At 70.2% G+C, this 16,022-nt stretch carries 12 protein-coding genes, 1 tRNA gene and 1 pseudogene; 6 read left to right on the top strand and 8 right to left on the bottom strand.

The window, feature by feature from the left end:
• Positions 1-21: 21 nt before the first annotated feature.
• The 4 genes from AOM04_RS10475 to AOM04_RS10490 all read right to left on the bottom strand — a co-directional run bounded on the left by AOM04_RS10475 (position 22) and on the right by AOM04_RS10490 (position 5,832).
• On the bottom strand, positions 22-2,601 hold the full coding sequence (locus AOM04_RS10475; RefSeq protein ID WP_062464730.1) for an AAA family ATPase: 2,580 nt from the start codon (positions 2,599-2,601) through the stop codon (positions 22-24).
• A complete protein-coding gene (locus tag AOM04_RS10480; RefSeq protein WP_062464731.1) occupies positions 2,598-3,941 on the bottom strand; it encodes an NAD(P)/FAD-dependent oxidoreductase in 1,344 nt (447 codons plus the stop codon). Before AOM04_RS10480 ends, AOM04_RS10475 begins: the two co-directional genes overlap by 4 nt.
• Positions 3,941-4,756 carry an alpha/beta hydrolase gene (locus AOM04_RS10485; RefSeq protein WP_062464732.1) on the bottom strand — a complete coding sequence of 272 codons (816 nt, stop codon included), beginning with the start codon at positions 4,754-4,756 and terminating at the stop codon, positions 3,941-3,943. Before AOM04_RS10485 ends, AOM04_RS10480 begins: the two co-directional genes overlap by 1 nt.
• A gap of 110 nt (positions 4,757-4,866) precedes the next feature.
• Complete coding sequence (locus tag AOM04_RS10490) at positions 4,867-5,832, bottom strand: NADP-dependent oxidoreductase (RefSeq protein ID WP_228373683.1); 966 nt, start codon at positions 5,830-5,832, stop codon at positions 4,867-4,869.
• A gap of 193 nt (positions 5,833-6,025) precedes the next feature.
• Between AOM04_RS10490 and AOM04_RS10495 the strand changes: the two genes are divergently transcribed.
• The 3 genes and pseudogenes from AOM04_RS10495 to AOM04_RS10505 form a co-directional block, all read left to right on the top strand.
• Positions 6,026-6,805: an SDR family NAD(P)-dependent oxidoreductase gene (locus tag AOM04_RS10495; RefSeq protein WP_062464733.1), complete on the top strand. Its 780-nt coding sequence runs from the start codon at positions 6,026-6,028 to the stop codon at positions 6,803-6,805.
• Between the two features lie 349 nt (positions 6,806-7,154).
• Positions 7,155-9,386: a hypothetical protein gene (locus AOM04_RS10500; protein ID WP_062464734.1), complete on the top strand. Its 2,232-nt coding sequence runs from the start codon at positions 7,155-7,157 to the stop codon at positions 9,384-9,386.
• Between the two features lie 191 nt (positions 9,387-9,577).
• Positions 9,578-10,765: pseudogene (locus AOM04_RS10505) on the top strand (ISL3 family transposase); the annotation flags it as partial.
• Between the two features lie 128 nt (positions 10,766-10,893).
• On the opposite strand, the gene AOM04_RS10510 reads toward AOM04_RS10505, so the two are convergent.
• Complete coding sequence (locus AOM04_RS10510; protein ID WP_062464736.1) at positions 10,894-11,292, bottom strand: hypothetical protein; 399 nt, start codon at positions 11,290-11,292, stop codon at positions 10,894-10,896.
• A gap of 244 nt (positions 11,293-11,536) precedes the next feature.
• Between AOM04_RS10510 and AOM04_RS10515 the strand changes: the two genes are divergently transcribed.
• On the top strand, positions 11,537-11,968 hold the full coding sequence (locus AOM04_RS10515) for a single-stranded DNA-binding protein (protein WP_062464737.1): 432 nt from the start codon (positions 11,537-11,539) through the stop codon (positions 11,966-11,968).
• A gap of 20 nt (positions 11,969-11,988) precedes the next feature.
• Here the strand turns inward: AOM04_RS10515 and AOM04_RS10520 are convergent, their stop codons facing one another.
• The 3 genes from AOM04_RS10520 to AOM04_RS10530 all read right to left on the bottom strand — a co-directional run bounded on the left by AOM04_RS10520 (position 11,989) and on the right by AOM04_RS10530 (position 13,671).
• Positions 11,989-13,170: a tyrosine-type recombinase/integrase gene (locus tag AOM04_RS10520; protein ID WP_062464738.1), complete on the bottom strand. Its 1,182-nt coding sequence runs from the start codon at positions 13,168-13,170 to the stop codon at positions 11,989-11,991.
• A gap of 4 nt (positions 13,171-13,174) precedes the next feature.
• The gene (locus tag AOM04_RS10525) at positions 13,175-13,405 is read right to left on the bottom strand and encodes a helix-turn-helix domain-containing protein (protein WP_062464739.1); all 231 of its coding nucleotides are present in this window, start codon (positions 13,403-13,405) and stop codon (positions 13,175-13,177) included.
• Positions 13,406-13,597: 192 nt separating this feature from the next.
• A tRNA-Pro gene (locus AOM04_RS10530) sits at positions 13,598-13,671 on the bottom strand.
• A 175-nt stretch (positions 13,672-13,846) separates the two neighbouring features.
• On the opposite strand from AOM04_RS10530, the gene AOM04_RS10535 reads away from it, so the two are divergent.
• Together AOM04_RS10535 and AOM04_RS10540 are read left to right on the top strand one after the other, a co-directional pair.
• Positions 13,847-15,127 carry a flavin-containing monooxygenase gene (locus AOM04_RS10535; protein ID WP_228373684.1) on the top strand — a complete coding sequence of 427 codons (1,281 nt, stop codon included), beginning with the start codon at positions 13,847-13,849 and terminating at the stop codon, positions 15,125-15,127.
• A complete protein-coding gene (locus AOM04_RS10540; RefSeq protein ID WP_062464740.1) occupies positions 15,124-16,011 on the top strand; it encodes an SDR family NAD(P)-dependent oxidoreductase in 888 nt (295 codons plus the stop codon). Before AOM04_RS10535 ends, AOM04_RS10540 begins: the two co-directional genes overlap by 4 nt.
• The last annotated feature ends 11 nt before the right edge of the window (positions 16,012-16,022 follow it).

The following is a 16,022-nucleotide window of genomic DNA, read 5'->3' on the forward strand; positions in this document are numbered from 1 at the left end:
CGCGACGCTTGTAGGGACGGGTCATCGCGCCACCACGCGTGGCGCCTGAGGATCGACGGACCTCGCGTCGCCCTCGACTCGCGTCCCCTCGAAGCCGTCGCGGGCGGCGGCGAGGTGCGCGGCTGCTTCGTGCGAGCGGCCGCGAGCCTCGAGCCAGGTTCCGTACGAGGCGTGCGTCTGCGCCCGGACCCACCGCCACTCGCCGCCCACGCGGGCGAGCGCCTCCCGGTACAGGCGCTCCTGGTCCGGCTCCTCCGCGAGCGCGGCGCGCGCATAGGCCAGGTGGGCGTGAAGCAGCGGTGACGGGGTGACGCGCGCCGTCCGCTCGAGGTCGCCGATCAGGTCGACGATCTCGTGTCGCGTGCCGGCGAGCGCGGCCGCGCGTGCGAGCGGCATCACCCCGTCGAACCGCTCCCGCTGGTGGAACGCGGGGCTGCCCGGCATGAACATGGCGCGCAACGCGTCGTAGGCGGTCCGCGGCTCGCCCGCGTCGAGCGCGGCGAGGCCCCGCACCATCTGGACGCACGCGAGGAGGTCGTTGAGCCCGGCCCGGCCCGCGGTGACCTCGACCCGTGCTGCCATGTCGAGCGCCGCTGCGGCGTGCCCCGCCATGACCTCGGCACGGGCGGCGCACACGAGAGTCCCCGCGCTCCAGATGGGCTGGCCGGTCAGCTCTGCGAGGCGCAGACCCTCGTCGACCGCACCCCGCGCGCGGGGAAGGTCCCCGAGCTCGAGGCGCACGATGACCAGCATGCTCAGGACGTGGGCGAGCAGCCCCTGGCGTCCATGGAGCCGCAGGTCCTCGGCGGACCTGTCGAGCAGTGCGACCGCGCTCACGCTGTCTCCGATCGCGTGCGCCGCCATCCCGAGCAGGCGCCACGCCTCCCCGCCCGTCGGGCCGGAATCGGCGCCCCCTGGATGCGCGACTGCGTGCAGGAGGCCCGTCACCTGGCGCGCCCTCAGCACGGGCTCGGTCACCGCGAGCGCGGCGATGTAGGCAGGCTCGCGCATCAACGCACGCCGCGCGTCCCCGTGCGCCTGAACGCGGAGCGAGTCGAGCGCGTCGATGACGGCGCCACGGGCGCGCCGACCCGTGTCGGCCCACCAGCAGCGCAGGCCGGCGGCGAGGAGCAGGTCGACCGCAAGGCGCGTGTCGCCGGCTTGGCCCGCGTGGCCCGCGGCGTCGACGAGGTCGTGCACGCGGCCCGCGTCGGCGGCGTCGGTGTCGCGGAAGGTCTCGGCGACTCCCTGGAGGCGTGCCGCGTCGACGGTGGAGAGGTTCTCCCGGCGCGCACGATCCACCAGGGCGCGCACGCCGTCGGTCGCACCCATCTCGGAGGCGTGCTGCGCCGCGACGAGCAGCCGACGCCCTCGCAGCGCCGACGTGGTCGTGAGGTCCGCGGCGCGTTCGAGCGCGGCGACGGCCGACGCCAGCGCCCCCCGCGCGAGCGCGACCTCGGCGGCCGCCTCGAGCCGGTCGGCGACCGCATCGTCCGGCCCGAGGATCGACTGCGAGAGGTGCCACGCCTGTCGCACGGGGTCCGCGACGATGCGCGCGAGGGATGCGCTCGCGACCTTGCGGCGCGCCAGTGCGGCGTCGGCGAGGATCCCCGAGCGTACGAGCGGGTGACGCATCACGGGGACGTCGCCGTCGAGCGTCACGAGTCCCGCATCGACGGCCGGCGCGAGGACCACGGTCCTGGCGGGTTCGTGGCGCATCATGGCGACGGCTTCGCCGAGGGCGTCGATACCGACCATCGGGTCGAGGGCGGCGAGGAGAAGCGCGTCGCGGGTCCATGCGGGCAGCTCGTGGAGGTGCGCGGTGAACGCGGCCTCGAGCCGTGCGGGTAGCGGGACAGCTGGGGACGATGCGCCGCCGGCGGCCCGCACGACGTCGAGCGCGTGGGGCAGCTCGACAAGGGCGAGCGGGTTCCCTCCGGCGCTTGCGAGCACCGCCGCGGTGTCGGGCGCCGACAGGCCCGGGGCCGATGCGGCGAGCAGTGCTCGTGCGTCGTGCTCGTCGACAGGGCCGACCTTGCGCACCTCGGCCGACAGGTCCGCAGCCGGGTACCCCGGCCGAGTCGCTGCGACCAGGACGACCGGCGCGTGACCGATCCGACGCGCCACCATGGCGAGCACGTCGCGCGTCGGCTCATCCCACCAGTGAAGGTCGTCGACGAGCACCGCGACGGGCTCCGCGGTGGCGGCGAGCAACCGCCACACCGCCCGCGCGATGAGGAACGGGTCGGGGCGCGGGCCTTCCGCGAGGCCGAGCGCCACCCGAAGCGCGTCGCGCTCCGCCATGCCGTTGGCTCCCGCGCCGGACCAGCCCGTCTCCCACGCCTGGCCCGCGAGCAGCTGCTGCAGCCCCGCGAACGGGAGGTGCGCCTCTGCCTCGGTCCCGACGGCGCTCAGCACCCGCATGCGCGCCGCGTGGGCTGCGGTGCTGGCGACCGCGAGCAGGCGCGACTTCCCGATACCCGGATCCCCCTCGAGCAGGAGCACCCGTGGCGCGCTGCCCTGGCGCGCGATCACACGGCCGATCGCGTCGAGGTGATCGGCGCGTCCGACAAGCGTGGACGCACCGTGGGGTGCGGTCACCGGCGCCCTCCGGCGAGGCTCGGCTCCATGGCCGCAAGGACCGGGACCGGAGCGGCGGCCGCATGGCGTGCCTGGACGGCGGTGGCGGCCCGCTCGGCGCGTGCGCCGGCGAGGAAGGTCGCCGCCCAGTGCATGGTCACGGTGACGCGGTTGCGGTACCCGTTGAGGGTGACGAGGTGCACGCCGAGCCACGCCGCCCACGCGACCGGCCCCACGAGGCGGATGCGTCCGGTCTGGACCACCGCACGCAGGCGGGCGATGGTCGCAAGGTTGCCCTTGTCGCGGTACCGGAAAGGGGCGGGCGGCTCCCTGCCGTCCACGCGTGCGGCCACGACACGCGCGGCGTAGCGTCCGGCCTGGATCGCGGCCTGCGCGAGGCCGGGCACGCCTGGCATGCTCGCCAGGTCGCCCAGGACGAACACCTCGGGGTGCCCAGGGAGAGTGAGGTCGGGTGCGACCTCGACGCGGCCCCCACGCGCGGCCTGCGCGCCGGCGAGCGTCGCGAGGGCGCCTCCCAGCGGCGACGCCGCGACGCCCGCAGCCCAGACCTTGGTGGTCGCAGCCATCCGCACGTCCTGGCCGTCCGCGGTGTAGCGCACCTCGGTGGCGTCGATGCCCGTGACGCGGGCACCGAGCAGCACCTCCACCCCGACAGCCTCGAGGTCGCGGCGAGCCCGGGCCGACAGCACCGGCCCGAAGGCGGGCAGCAGGGCCGGTCCGGCCTCGAGGAGCACGACTCTCGCGTCCGCCGGGTCGATGCTGCGGAAGTTGCGGCGCAGGCTGCGCGCGGACAGCTCCGCGATCTGTCCGGCGACCTCGACGCCGGTCGGGCCGCCGCCCACCACCACGAAGGTGAGGTGACGGCATCGTTCGGCGTGGTCGGTCGCGGACTCGGCACGCTCGAACGCCTCGTAGATGCGTGCACGGATGGCGAGCGCATCGTCCACCGTCTTGAGTCCCGGCGCATGCTCGCGAAAGGTCTCGTTGCCGAAGTAGGAGTGCGTCGCCCCCGTGGCGACCATGAGCGTGTCGTACGGGGTGACGGTGACTGCGCCGAAGGCCGACGAGGTGACGGTCCGCGCGACGAGGTCGACGTCCTGCACCTCACCCAACAGGAGCCTGGCGTTGCGCTGCCGGCGCAGCACCTCCCGGAGCGGCCGCGCGATCTCGCCCTGCGACAGGATGCCCGTAGCCACCTGGTAGAGGAGCGGCTGGAACAGGTGGAAGCCGGTCCGGTCGATGAGCACCACCTCGACCGCGGCCCGACGCAGCCCGCGCGCCGCGAACAGCCCGGCGAACCCGCCGCCCACGATGACGACGCGGTGCGCGGTCCCGGCCATCACGCAGCCTCGGCGAGCGCGCGCTCGCCCAGCCACGCGAGGCAGCGGTCCGCGATCTCACGCCAGCCGTGGTCGATGGTGAGCGAGTGCCCGCGGTCCTCGAACTCCATGAGCTCGGTGCTCGCGTACGAGTGCTTGTACTGCTTGAGCGTCGATCGGGTGATCGCCTCGGGGACCGTGTGGTCCTGACCGCCCATGATGAGCAGCAGCGGGCCGCGCGCATCGTTCCTGGTGTCGACCTTCGCGGGCGAGTGGAGCGAGAAGTTGGCCGCCGCGGCCTCGAACAGGGGCTTGCCCGGGGCGGGGATGGCCCACCGGTCGTAGAGCTCGTCGGACTCCTCGGGGCTCACGGCGTTGCCGAAGGCGTACCGGAACTGCTCGGCGGTGAGCGAGACCGCCTTGCCCTTGTTCGCCGGGTTCTTGAACACGGGCAGCGTCGCACGCAGCGACGACAGCGGCAGGGGCAGGACGCCCTTGATCTGGGCGGCGTCGATGGCGATCGCCGCGCGCGCCAGGTCCATGCCTAGCAGCTTCTCCGCGATCATGCCTCCAAAGGAGTGGCCGACGAGGATGGGCTTCGCGGGAAGCCGTTCGATCACCTGCCGGTAGCGCTCGACCACGTCGTCGATCCCGACGCCGGCGATGAGGGACTCGTGCGCGCGGGCGGCGTCGACGGTCGCGGGGACGCCGGGCCAGCCGGGCGCCTCCGCGGCGTAGCCGGCGTCGGTGAAGAGGTCGACCCAGGGCTGCCAGGAGGACGGGTGGAGCCACAGGCCGTGGATGAAGAGGACGGGGGTGGCGGGGTGGGTGGACATGATCGGCTCTCCTTCTTATGGGGCGGTGAGGGGCGCGGCCCGGACGGGTCCGCGGGGACGATGCGCCGGTCAGGTTCGGCGCGCATCGTCACGGGGGGCGAGTGGTGCGCTCATCGGACGATCAGCACCGTCTTCCCCGGCGGTCGGGGCGAGCGCGCCCCGGACGCGTAGGCGGCCCGTCCATCGGCGAGCGGGAACGTGGCCGCGATGGGGATGACGAGCCGGCCGGTCTCGGCGAGTGCCGCGACGGCCCCGAGCGCCTCGGGATCGGGGCCGACCACGAAGAACAGCGGCTCGACGTCGTGTGCGGTGGCGAGCTCGGGATCGGGTGGCGCCTGGAGCGACACGAGGCGACCGCGCGGACGCAGGACGCCGAACGAGCGCACCAGGACGTCGCCGCCGACGGTGTCGAGCACCACGTCGTACGCACGGCCATCGCCGTCGAAGTCCTCCGCGGAGGCGTCGATGACGCGGTGGGCGCCCAGGCCGGCCACGAATCCCCTCTGAGGCTCGAGGACGGTGGCGGTCACGTCGGCGCCGAGGGCGGCCGCGATCTGCACGGCGAACGCTCCCACGCCGCCCGCGCCGCCGTGGATCAGGACGCGCTCGGCGCTCCGTACCCGCGCGTGCCGCACGAGGGCTTGCCAGGCGGTCGCGGCTGCGAGGGGCAGCGCCGCGGCTTGGACGTGACCGACGCCGACGGGCTTGCGGCCGAGGTTCGCCAGGGGCACGGCCACGTACTGGGCCGCGGCGCCGTCACGGTCGAAGGGCACCAGCCCGTACACCTCGTCCCCGAGCTGGAACGTGCCGTCCGCGTCGGGGCCGAGCGCCGCGACGGTGCCTGAGAATTCGTGCGACGGGATGACGGGGGTGCGGTCCGCGCCGTCCCGCGTCCAGCTGAGGTCCCAGTCGAGCTCGGCGAAGGTGATCGCGGCGGCGTGCACCTCGACCAGCACCTCCCCCTCGCCAGGCTCGGGCACGGGCGCCTCCTCGAGCTCGAACTGCTCGGGGCCACCGCGGAGGTGCGCCCTCAACGCGGTCATCGTGGGCGGCGCGGCTGTCGGCTGGGCTGTCATGGCGGCGCTCCTTCTCAGGGTGGTGGCGCTTCGTGCTGACACCGCCACCGTAGGAACGGCGCCTGCGCGCCGTCTTGAGTCGATCGACTGCGATGCGGCGCTCCCCTGGCCTCCCTCCTGGGTCGTGATGCCGCCGCCAAGCGCAGTCGTCGGACTCAGGACGCGGCGCCCGTCACGCTCCTACGGTGGAGACATGGATCTTCAGCTGCAGGACGCCACCGTCGTGGTCACCGGAGCGGGCAAGGGCATCGGTCTCGCCGTATGCGAGGCGCTGGCCGCCGAAGGCGCCCGGGTGATCGCCAACGTACGCACGCCGAGCACCGCGCTCTCGGCGCTCGCCGACCGTGCCTCGGTCACGCTCGTCGCCGGTGACATCACCGCAACCGACACGCGTGCACGGCTCGTCGAGGCCGCAGGCGGCGCACCCCATGCGCTGGTCAACAACGCAGGTATCGCGCCCGCCCGGCCGGAAGGCTTCCTCGCCGTCCCGCCGGATGACTGGGCGCACACGTTCGCGCTCGACCTCTTCGCGGGCATCGAGATGATCCGCGCGGTGCTGCCGGGCATGCTCGCACGGGGCTCGGGTTGCGTCGTCAACGTCGGTTCGCTCAACGCGCGCCTGCCCGACCCCTTGGTGATCGACTACTCCGCCGCGAAGGCCGCCTTCGGCAACGTGGCCAAGAGCCTCTCGAAGGCCTACGGACCCCAGGGCATCCGCTTCACCAGCGTCGACCCCGGACCGGTGGCGACCGACCTGTGGAACGGGGCCGGAGGCGTGGCCGCGACGGTGAGCGCTGCCGCGGGGATCGACCCGGCCGAGGTCCGGACCGGCGCCGCCGGCCAGATGCCCACCGGACGCTTCTCCACCCCCGCCGAGGTCGCCGTGCTCGTGACCCTCCTGTGCAGCCCCCGGGTCTCGAACGTCACCGGGTCGAGCTTCGTCATCGACGGCGGCATGGCGCCGATGCTCTGAGCACGGCGCCCGTCACGGGCGCGCCCGGTTACGTGCCTTGCGGGCGGGACATCGCCAGTGTCTGCCCCAGCATCAGCTGACTCGAACGGTCACAAAGATGGGTTCTCGATGGGCGCACGGGCCTCAGCGTGGCGACGCCGACCCGCTTGTCCACACCCATGGCACTGCCTTTCCGGTCGGTGGCTGATCAGGCCGGCGGATGGTCTGTCGAACCCGGGGCGCAACACGCCCATGGAAACGGGTCCGCCTACGCAAGATGCCAACGCGGGCCGAGGCGCGTGTGTCGACACGCACCGGTCCGATGGCTAGACGTCGACGCCCCGTGGCACTCCATCTGTAGCCTCGTCGCGTGACTCAGATCGACAGCTATGAGCGTCTCGCTTCCGTCGCCGAACTGAAGGCGATGCTGACAACTTGGGGTGTCGCCGGGACACCACCAGAGCGCGACGACGTCGGCCTTCACTTGCCTGGCGGCGTGTGGCCCACGCGTGCGAACGCGAGTGATGTGGCACTCACTCTCGCAATGCTCGCGCAAGGACACCACGAAGACGAGATCTCATTGCGCGCGCTCTCGATCGAGGGACCTCTTGTCCTCGCGGGGGCGACCCTGCCATTCGACGTGAGTTTCCACAATTGCGCGATGGAGGAGCTAGACCTTCAACGGGCCACACTTGGCTCGGTGCGCCTTGGAGGGTGCACTGTGGGCAGGCTTGACGTGAGTGCGTCGCGAATCGAGAATCTCCAACTTGCCGCCACTGCGCTCGGCAATCTCGTTGGCTGCGGAGCCCAATTGGGTTACCTGGGCGCGGTGGCTGTCAAGGTAGGCCCCCGCTACGTGGGCGAGACTTGGTGCAGGGGCTCGGAGTGTCTTCATGTCAACCTCGCCGACACAACTGTTGGCGGTCTTGCTATCAGTGGAACGTTCGCAGGGAGTGTCGAGGCGGGCCGCATCCAGGTACAGGAGTCAAGCAACTGGTATGCCGACCTCGAGAGTTGCTTGTCGATGCCAAGCGCCCAGAAGAGCGTCAGGTTGCCCAATCACATGTGGATGGATTCAGCGATCTTCAACAGCAGCATGAGCGTCAAGGCGAACTACACGATCATTTCGATGAACCACGCGGCCGTCCGGGGCAACTTATATGTTGGGGACAGCAGTGACTCAGGCCCTGGCGACCGGTCCCTGATGCTTGCCGACAGCGAGGTCAGCAAGAAGCTGCTTATCACCATGCACCATGGGTACGCACTGGACCTCACGCGGTCGACCGTGGGCCTCGACGTCACCATCAGTGAGTCGCGGTTTGGCGACGGCGTCTTCGCCCGCGGCATTCGCATCGGCGGAAATCTGCACTTGCACAAGACCGCGATCCGCGCATTGCGCCTGGATGATGCAGAGATTCGCGGATCCATTTCCCCGGAGTGCGGGGATCCCCGTGAGACCGTCTCCCAGACACAATGCGAGCCGACTCCTGTCGAACTTCTCGACTTCACCGGCGCAGCCATTCAGGGCAGCCTCGATCTCGGCCCAACTGTCTTGGTCAATCGAACGACACAGGTTCGCACCCGGTTTGGCATCTTCACTGCCGGCGGCGATGCCCCACAGGGCTTTCGGTTTGAGCGAATGCGCGTTGGCGGCGCATGGTGCGTGCCTAACCTCAGGTCCGCGTCGGGCACGGTGGCGCTGTCCGCGCGTGGCGCCGAGATTGGCACCCTATTCCTAGACGCCGACGAGTCTCACCCAGCAAGCGATGAAGCGAACATTCGTGCATACGAAGTTCACGGCGTAGCGTCGGGTCGGAAGCGCGCATCGCGTCCACCCGCCGGGCGACCCACGAGCCGTCGACAGACTAGTTCGGGAGCATGGAATTCCAGCGCTCCACCCCAGCTCGTGCTCGACCTAAGCGAAGCAGAGGTCGGGAGGCTCGAAACAGCAAGGCCGACGACCCGTGTCGGCGTCGCCCCCGTGACAATCGGACCAACGTCCAACCTGAAGCTTCGCGCTCTAAGCCAAGATATGACGCGAGACCCGGAGAGGCTCATCGGCTGGCTGGACTACGCTACCGATGGCCCGCACGCTTTTCCTCTAGGAACGTGGCTCGCCTTCGCCACTCATCTGGAACAGGTGGGCCACGAGGCGACCGCGCGCAGGGTCCGCTTTGAGGCCACCGAGCGCTACCTCAAGCAGGACCGAGCGCTGCTGAGACGCGTGTGGAGGTCTATAAAGCGATACACGATCGGGCATGGCTACTATCCGGCCCGCGCCTTAGTGGGACTCGGCATCGTGTGGCTCGTAGCGCTTGTGACCCTCAGGTTCTCCGGGCAGTTCATGACGCCCACGGATTCCGCGCTTGCGTCCGGTGGTACGACGGCAAGCGACCCGTCGCAAGTTGGATATCCCGGATTCTGGGCCGGGCTCTATGCGTTCGATGTGGTCCTCGCGCCCGTAGGCTCGGGCCAGGCCGAGGCCTGGCAAGTCTCCGGAAACGAGTGGCTGGCAGGCTTCATCACAGCGTTGAGGCTCGCCGCATACGGGCTACTTGGCATGTTTGTCACAGGAGTGTCGGGGGTCCTTTCCAAGCGCTAGGTGTGGTGCCCACGGACGATTCCTGCATCTCGGACGATGACGAGAACTGAATCGGTTGTAAGTCGGGTCTGCCCTAATGTGGCTCTTCACAGATGAGGCTGTAGCGGCCGCTCGACGATGAGTGGTCGGGGGTAGGGGTCGAGGTCCCCCAGGATGGAAGTTCTCACGCTCACCATCTGAAAGACCTCGACTTGCTCAACGCTACCTTCGGCGCGCCCGACCTCACGACCTTCGCGGGCCTCGAGGCCCTCGGCCCGATCGTCACCGGGCAGCGCATCGCAGCCGACCGCGCGGTGCTCGAGTGCCGCGTGGCCGTGATCGACGACGTCTGCCGCGACTGCGGGGACCGGGGCCGCTCCCTCGGCACTCAGTCCCGCTACCTGGCTCACGAGCCCTTCGGCTGTCGACCTATGACGCTGCTGGTGCGGGTCCGCCGCTATCGGTGCGACCCGTGCGACCGGTTCTGGCTCGACGACCTCCGCGCCGCCGCGGATCCACGGGCGAAGCTCTCCCGCGGCGGACTCGCGTGGGCGCTTCGCGCTCTCGTCGTGGACCACCTGTCGGTCTCTCGCATCGCGGCGGGGCTCGGGGTTGCGTGGAACACCGCCAACGACGCCGTCCTGACCGAGGGACACCGCCAGTTGATCAACGACCCGGCCCGGTTCGACGGCGTCGCGGTCATCGGTGTCGACGAGCACGTGTGGCGACACACCCGCTTCGGCGACAAGTACGTCACCGTCATCATCGACCTCACGCCCGTACGCGACAGGGTCGGCCCGGCCCGGCTGCTCGACATGGTCCCCGGCCGGTCGAAGGCCGTGTTCAAGACGTGGCTGTCCGAGCGCCACCCTTCGTGGAGCCAGCGCATCGAGGTCGTCGCGATGGACAGCTTCTCAGGCTTCAAGACCGCCGCCGCCGAGGAACTCCCGACCGCGACCGCGGTGATGGATCCGTTCCACGTCGTGAAGCTCGCCGGCGACGCCCTCGACCAGTGCCGACGCCGCATCCAGCAGGCCATCCACGGTCACCGCGGCCACGCCGGCGACCCGCTCTACATGTCCCGTCGAGTCCTGCACACCGGGCTCGAGCTCCTCACCGACCGCCAGTGGGACCGACTCGACGCCCTCTTCGACGCCGACGACCATGCTGAGGTCGAGGTCACCTGGGGCGTCTACCAGCGGATGATCACCGCGTACCGCAACCCCAACCGGGCGATCGCGAAGGCCGACTTCGCGGCGCTCATCGAGTCGCTGCGAACCGGCGTCCCGGCCACACTCGTCGAACTGCGACGACTCGGCCGGACCCTGAACAACCGGGCACACGACATCCTTGCGTTCTTCGACCGCCCCGGAACATCGAACGGACCGACCGAGGCCATCTGTGAGTCTGGCGGTGGCTGGTCTGGGACCGGCTGGTCAGGATGGAAGTCGGGGCAGACCCCCAGGATGTCAGCGGCGAGTTCGCGTCGCGGAACGCCGGACCGCGGATCCGGCCTTGCCTGTACCTCCTAGGCCGAACTGACCTTGAGCTGCACCGACTCGCTGACCGCGTTTGCGAAGAACTTTGGAAGCGGCGACTGGTCGTTCTCAGAAGTGAGCCAGTAGGTCCCAGTAAGCCTTCCGTAGTCATTGAAGTCGGCCTCGGCAGTCCAAGTCGACACTCCGGAGTTGGATTCGACAAGCAACGTCACTGCTAGACCGCTGATGCTGAAGGACTTGAGACGTGGCACCTTCGCAGCTGCCTCCTCCACCATCATCTCGAAGTCGCGATGCGTGAGGCGCTCATCGAACTCGATCGGAGTGTTCCGGCGTCGTCGAGTCTCTGCTGCATCCTTGAGCACTAGCGCGGCGACCGTGCCAGCGGCCGCAACCACACCGCCGACAAAGAGCTTGTCCAGAAAACCCATGCCAACCTCCTTCGAGTCCCTTACCAGGGAGCCTAGTGGGCACCCATGACACATACCTCTCGCCATCCGCGAAAACTGCGGGACGCTGAACGCGCCAGCGGAGGGGCTGATCACGTAGCACTCAGCATCGGGGCATGTCCGCGCGAGTGACTACACCCCGGCGGGAACCTATCGGGCCCCAGCCGCGCACCTGATCGGTACAGGCGTCACCACGACGCCGACCACCGAGAAGGAGGGCGGCATCATGTTCCGCACCCGTGCATCACTGTCCGGCTTCATCGTGAGCGAGCCAGCACTCACCGCCACCGAGCGGGGCGACGCACGTCTCTACGTCCGCGTCGGCCAGGAGCACTTCCATCGCGGCGAGGACGGCTCCTTCACCCCGCTCGAGCCGACGTTCCACGACCTGGTCGTCTTCGGTCGAACCGCAGAGCGAGCCGCCGAGCACCTCGCCAAGGGCGATCGGTTCATCGCGGAGGGGCGCATCCGGCGGTTCACCCGCGTCGGCACTGACGGCGTCGAGACCGACGCGGAGGAGTTCGTCGCCGCGCGGATCGGGCACGACGTCGCCCGCACGAGCTACACCGTCGAGCGCGCGCGCCGCGCCAAGCAGGAGGCGCCGGCCGCGCCCGAGGAGACGGCCACGCAGCCCACTCCCCCGACGTTGACGGCCTGACGGGCCCGGCAAGCCGACGATCAGTCGTCCTTCGCGAACACCCGATCGAGCATCGCTGCCGTCGCCGGATTCACCATCTCTGGCGGCTTGATGTAGTGCTGAATCGTGATCCGCGGGTCGGTGTGCCCCAGCAGCTCCGCTGCAAGCTCCACCCCGCCCTCGTCGTTGATCGCAGTGGCGACGGTACGTCGGAACATGTGCGGCGTGACTCCAGTGATGCCCGCACGCTCGAGCACCATCCGGAACTGACGGCGCACGTTGTTCGTGGTCAGCGGCGTCCCGTCGCGCGTGCAGAACAGCAGCGCGTCGAGCGAGTGGTCCTCCAACCGTGCCAGCCGGCGCCGTACCGCCTCTGCGGTGAACGACGGGATCGCCACGGTCCGCACGGACCTCGCCGTCTTCGGGTGGTCCTGCCGCTTCGTCGGCTCACCATGGAGGCTGACGATGGTCCCGGCGATCCGGATCGACGGCGTCTTGCTCGTGACGTCGACATCGCGGCGACGGATGGCCAGGACCTCGCCGATGCGGGCGGAGGTGCCGAGCATGACCTCGACGATCGCGCCGAGCTGCCCGTCCGGTCGTGGGCCGGAGTAGGAGCCGCCCATCTCCCAGAAGGCGATCGCCGCGCGCACCGCGTTGACCTCGGTGGCGGTGAGCGCGTTCGGTCGCGATGCGGGGCGCCGCAGCGGCGAGACGTGAGCCATGGGATTGCGCGGCAGCACCTCGTGTCGCACCGCGAGCTCGAGCGCGAGCCTGAGCACCGCCCGTGCGTGCTTGGCACGGCTGTAGCTCTGCTTTGCGAGCACCTTGAGGTACTGGTCGCAACGGGCCACCCCGATCTCCCGCAGCGTGAGGCCCTTGAACACCGGAAGCACGAGCGTGCGCATGTCCCGCTCGTAGAGCTCCAAGGTGCGCTTCGAGATCCGCCCCTCGAGCTCGAGGTCCTCGAGCCAATACGCGACCAGGTCCGGGAAGGGGCTGTCGGGCGACAGGACCGAGCTGGCGGGCTGGAACAGGCTCCGATCAGCGAGCTTCGCCTTCAACGCCTGCTCCGCCTGGCTGCGCGTGTTGGCAGTGGCCTGCACGAGTCGGTTCTTGCCGTCCCAGTCGCGGTACCGGGTCCGCGCGACCACGCGACCGCGAGCCGCGTCGAGGTAGGCGATGTCACCGAAGGTGCCGATGGTCAGCCGCGCGCGAGCCACGGTGTCACCTCCCCTCCGCAGGAGAGGCGTCGCGCTGCTGCTCGACCCAGGTCCGCACATCCGAGACCGAGAACTTCAGGTGCTTGCCGAAGCGGTACCCGCGCGGCCCGACGCCGCGAGTCCGCCAGTCGTAGACCGTGGAGACTGGCACGCCGAGGTATGCGGCGAGCTCGCTCACGTCGAGCAGGGGCTCGAGGCCCCAGTCGTTGTCCACAGTGTCGCGTTCGGCGCTCATGCCGCATAGGTGCGGAGCGCGCACCCCAGGCGTTCGGGACCAACCGGCACCAACGCCGCCCTGCCGTAGCGCGGCCGGCGGAGGGCGCGTCAGCGAGCCCAAAGTGATGAGTAAATGATGACCGGGTCATGTCACTCCATGCAAAAAGTCCTGGCAACCCGTGAGTTACCAGGACTTTCCGCTTGCTACACGTCGGGCTGACAGGATTTGAACCTGCGACCCCCTGACCCCCAGTCAGGTGCGCTACCAAGCTGCGCCACAGCCCGTGACAGCGGTTAACTATATCGGAATCCGGAGCCCGCAAAGACCACCTCGCGCCGCGGATGCCCAAACAGCCGCAGATAACTTGGTCACCCCAGGCAGCGCCGACACGGCCCGGAACCCCCGCATCGTCCCTGGCACCCCCTATGCTCGCGGTACTGCTCAACGACGAGGAGAACCGTGCTCGACACCGCCATCATCGGCGCAGGCCCCGCGGGCCTCGCCGCCGCCTTCGCGCTCCAGCAGCGCGGCCTGCCCTACACGCATCTCGAGCGCAACCGTGGGGTGGGCGGCCTGTGGGACATCGACGCCCCGGGCAGCCCGATGTACGAGTCGGCGCACTTCATCTCCTCGAAGACCTTGTCGGGCTTCCCGTCCTTCCCCATGCCGGACGACTACCCGGACTACCCCAGCTACAAGCAGATCTACGCGTACCTCAACGCGTTCGCGGAACACAACGGCCTCGACAAGGCCATCGAGTTCGACACCGCCGTCGAGAAGGTCGAGAAGATCGAAGGCGGCTACCGCGTCACCCGCACCAACGGGACCAGCACCGACCACGCGCACGTGATCGTCGCTTCCGGCGTCCAGTGGATCCCCAACGTCATCGACCTCCCCGGGAACTACACGGGCGAGGTCCGCCACACCGTCACCTACCGCTCCCCCAAGGAGCTGGAAGGCCGAAGGGTCCTGGTGATCGGCGCCGGCAACTCGGGCGCCGACATCGCCTGCGACGCCGCCCGCTCCGCCGACCACGCCGTCATCAGCCTGCGCCGCGGCTACCACTTCATCCCCAAGCACGTGTTCGGCAAGCCCGCCGACGTGTTCGCCGACGAGGGCCCCACCATGCCCATGTGGCTCGAGCAGCGCGTCTTCGGCGTCCTGCTGAGGATCCTCAACGGCGACCCGACGCGCCTGGGCCTGCCCAAGCCCGACCACAAGGTGTTCGCGACCCACCCGCTCATGAACACCCAGCTGCTCCACCACCTCGGGCACGGCGACGTCACCGCGCGGCCGGCCATCGCGACCACGAGCGGCACCACGGTCACCTTCGCCGACGGCACCACCGAGGACGTCGACCTCATCCTCCTCGCGACCGGCTACCACCACGCCGTGCCGTACGCCCAGGATCTCGTGGGCGACGGCCCGCACCCCGACTTCTACCTCACCGCCTTCTCCAGGAACCCCGGCCTCTACGGCCTCGGCTTCGTCGAGACCAACGGCGCCGCGTACGTCCTCATGGAGCAGCTCGCCGCGATGATCGCGCAGCACATCGACGACCGCTTGAGGCGCCCCGAGCGCTGGGCGGAGTTCGAGAGGACGATCGCCACGGACACCCCCGACCTCACGCGCGGCATCAGGTTCGTCGACTCCACGCGCCACGCCGGCTACGTCGACGGCGTCGCCATCACGAGGTACCTGCACAGGACCGCGAAGCGCATGGGCTGGACCATCCCGTGAGCCGCGCGCGCCTCGACCTCACCGACCGCGTCGTCGTGGTCACCGGCGGCGCCGGGGGCATCGGCCGCGCGGTCAGCGCCCTCGCGGCGCAGCGCGGCGCCCGCATCGTCGTGGCGGACATGAGGGACGATGCGGCGCGCGCCGCCGTCGACCGCCTCCCGGGCGGCACGGACCGCCACACCGCCGAGGTCGCCGACCTCACCGACCGCGCCCAGGTCGAGGCGATGCTCGCCCGCATCGGCGGCCGCCACGGCCGCATCGACGTCCTCATCAACAACGCCGGCATGACCAGCGCCGAGCGCTTCGACGTGCGCAGCGTCGAGTCCATCGAGCACGAGCTCGCCGTCAACCTCACCGCGCCGCTCATCTTGACGCGCCTCGCGGTCCCGCTCCTTCGCGCCGCACCGGACCCGCGCGTCATCACCACCGTCTCGCTGGGCGGGATCTTCCCGCTGGGCGAGACCCCGATCTATACGGCGAGCAAGTTCGGCCTGCGCGGCGCGATGCTGTCGATCGCTCTCGACCTGCGCGACAAGGGCATCACCGTGAGCTCGGTGCTGCCGTCCGCGACGGACACCCGCATGCTGCGTCAGGAGGCGCTCGACGGCGGCAACGCGCTCCAGTTCCAGGATCCGCCGCAGTCCCCCGAGCACGTCGCCCGCACCATGATGCGCCTGCTCGACAAGCCCCGGCTCGAGGCGTACCCGCGTCCCAGCGAGTCGTGGCTGGTGCGCGCGGCGATGCTGATGCCGAACGCGCTGCCCCGCCTCATGCCCCTGTTCCGCGGCAAGGGCGAGCGCGGCCAGGCGCGCTACATCAGGCAGCTGCGCGAGCGCGGCCTCATCGCCACGGTCGACGGGGTGGAGACCGCGGTCGACGCCTGAGCGTCGTCGGC

Source organism: Demequina soli (assembly GCF_000971195.1).
Taxonomy (GTDB): domain Bacteria; phylum Actinomycetota; class Actinomycetes; order Actinomycetales; family Demequinaceae; genus Demequina; species Demequina soli.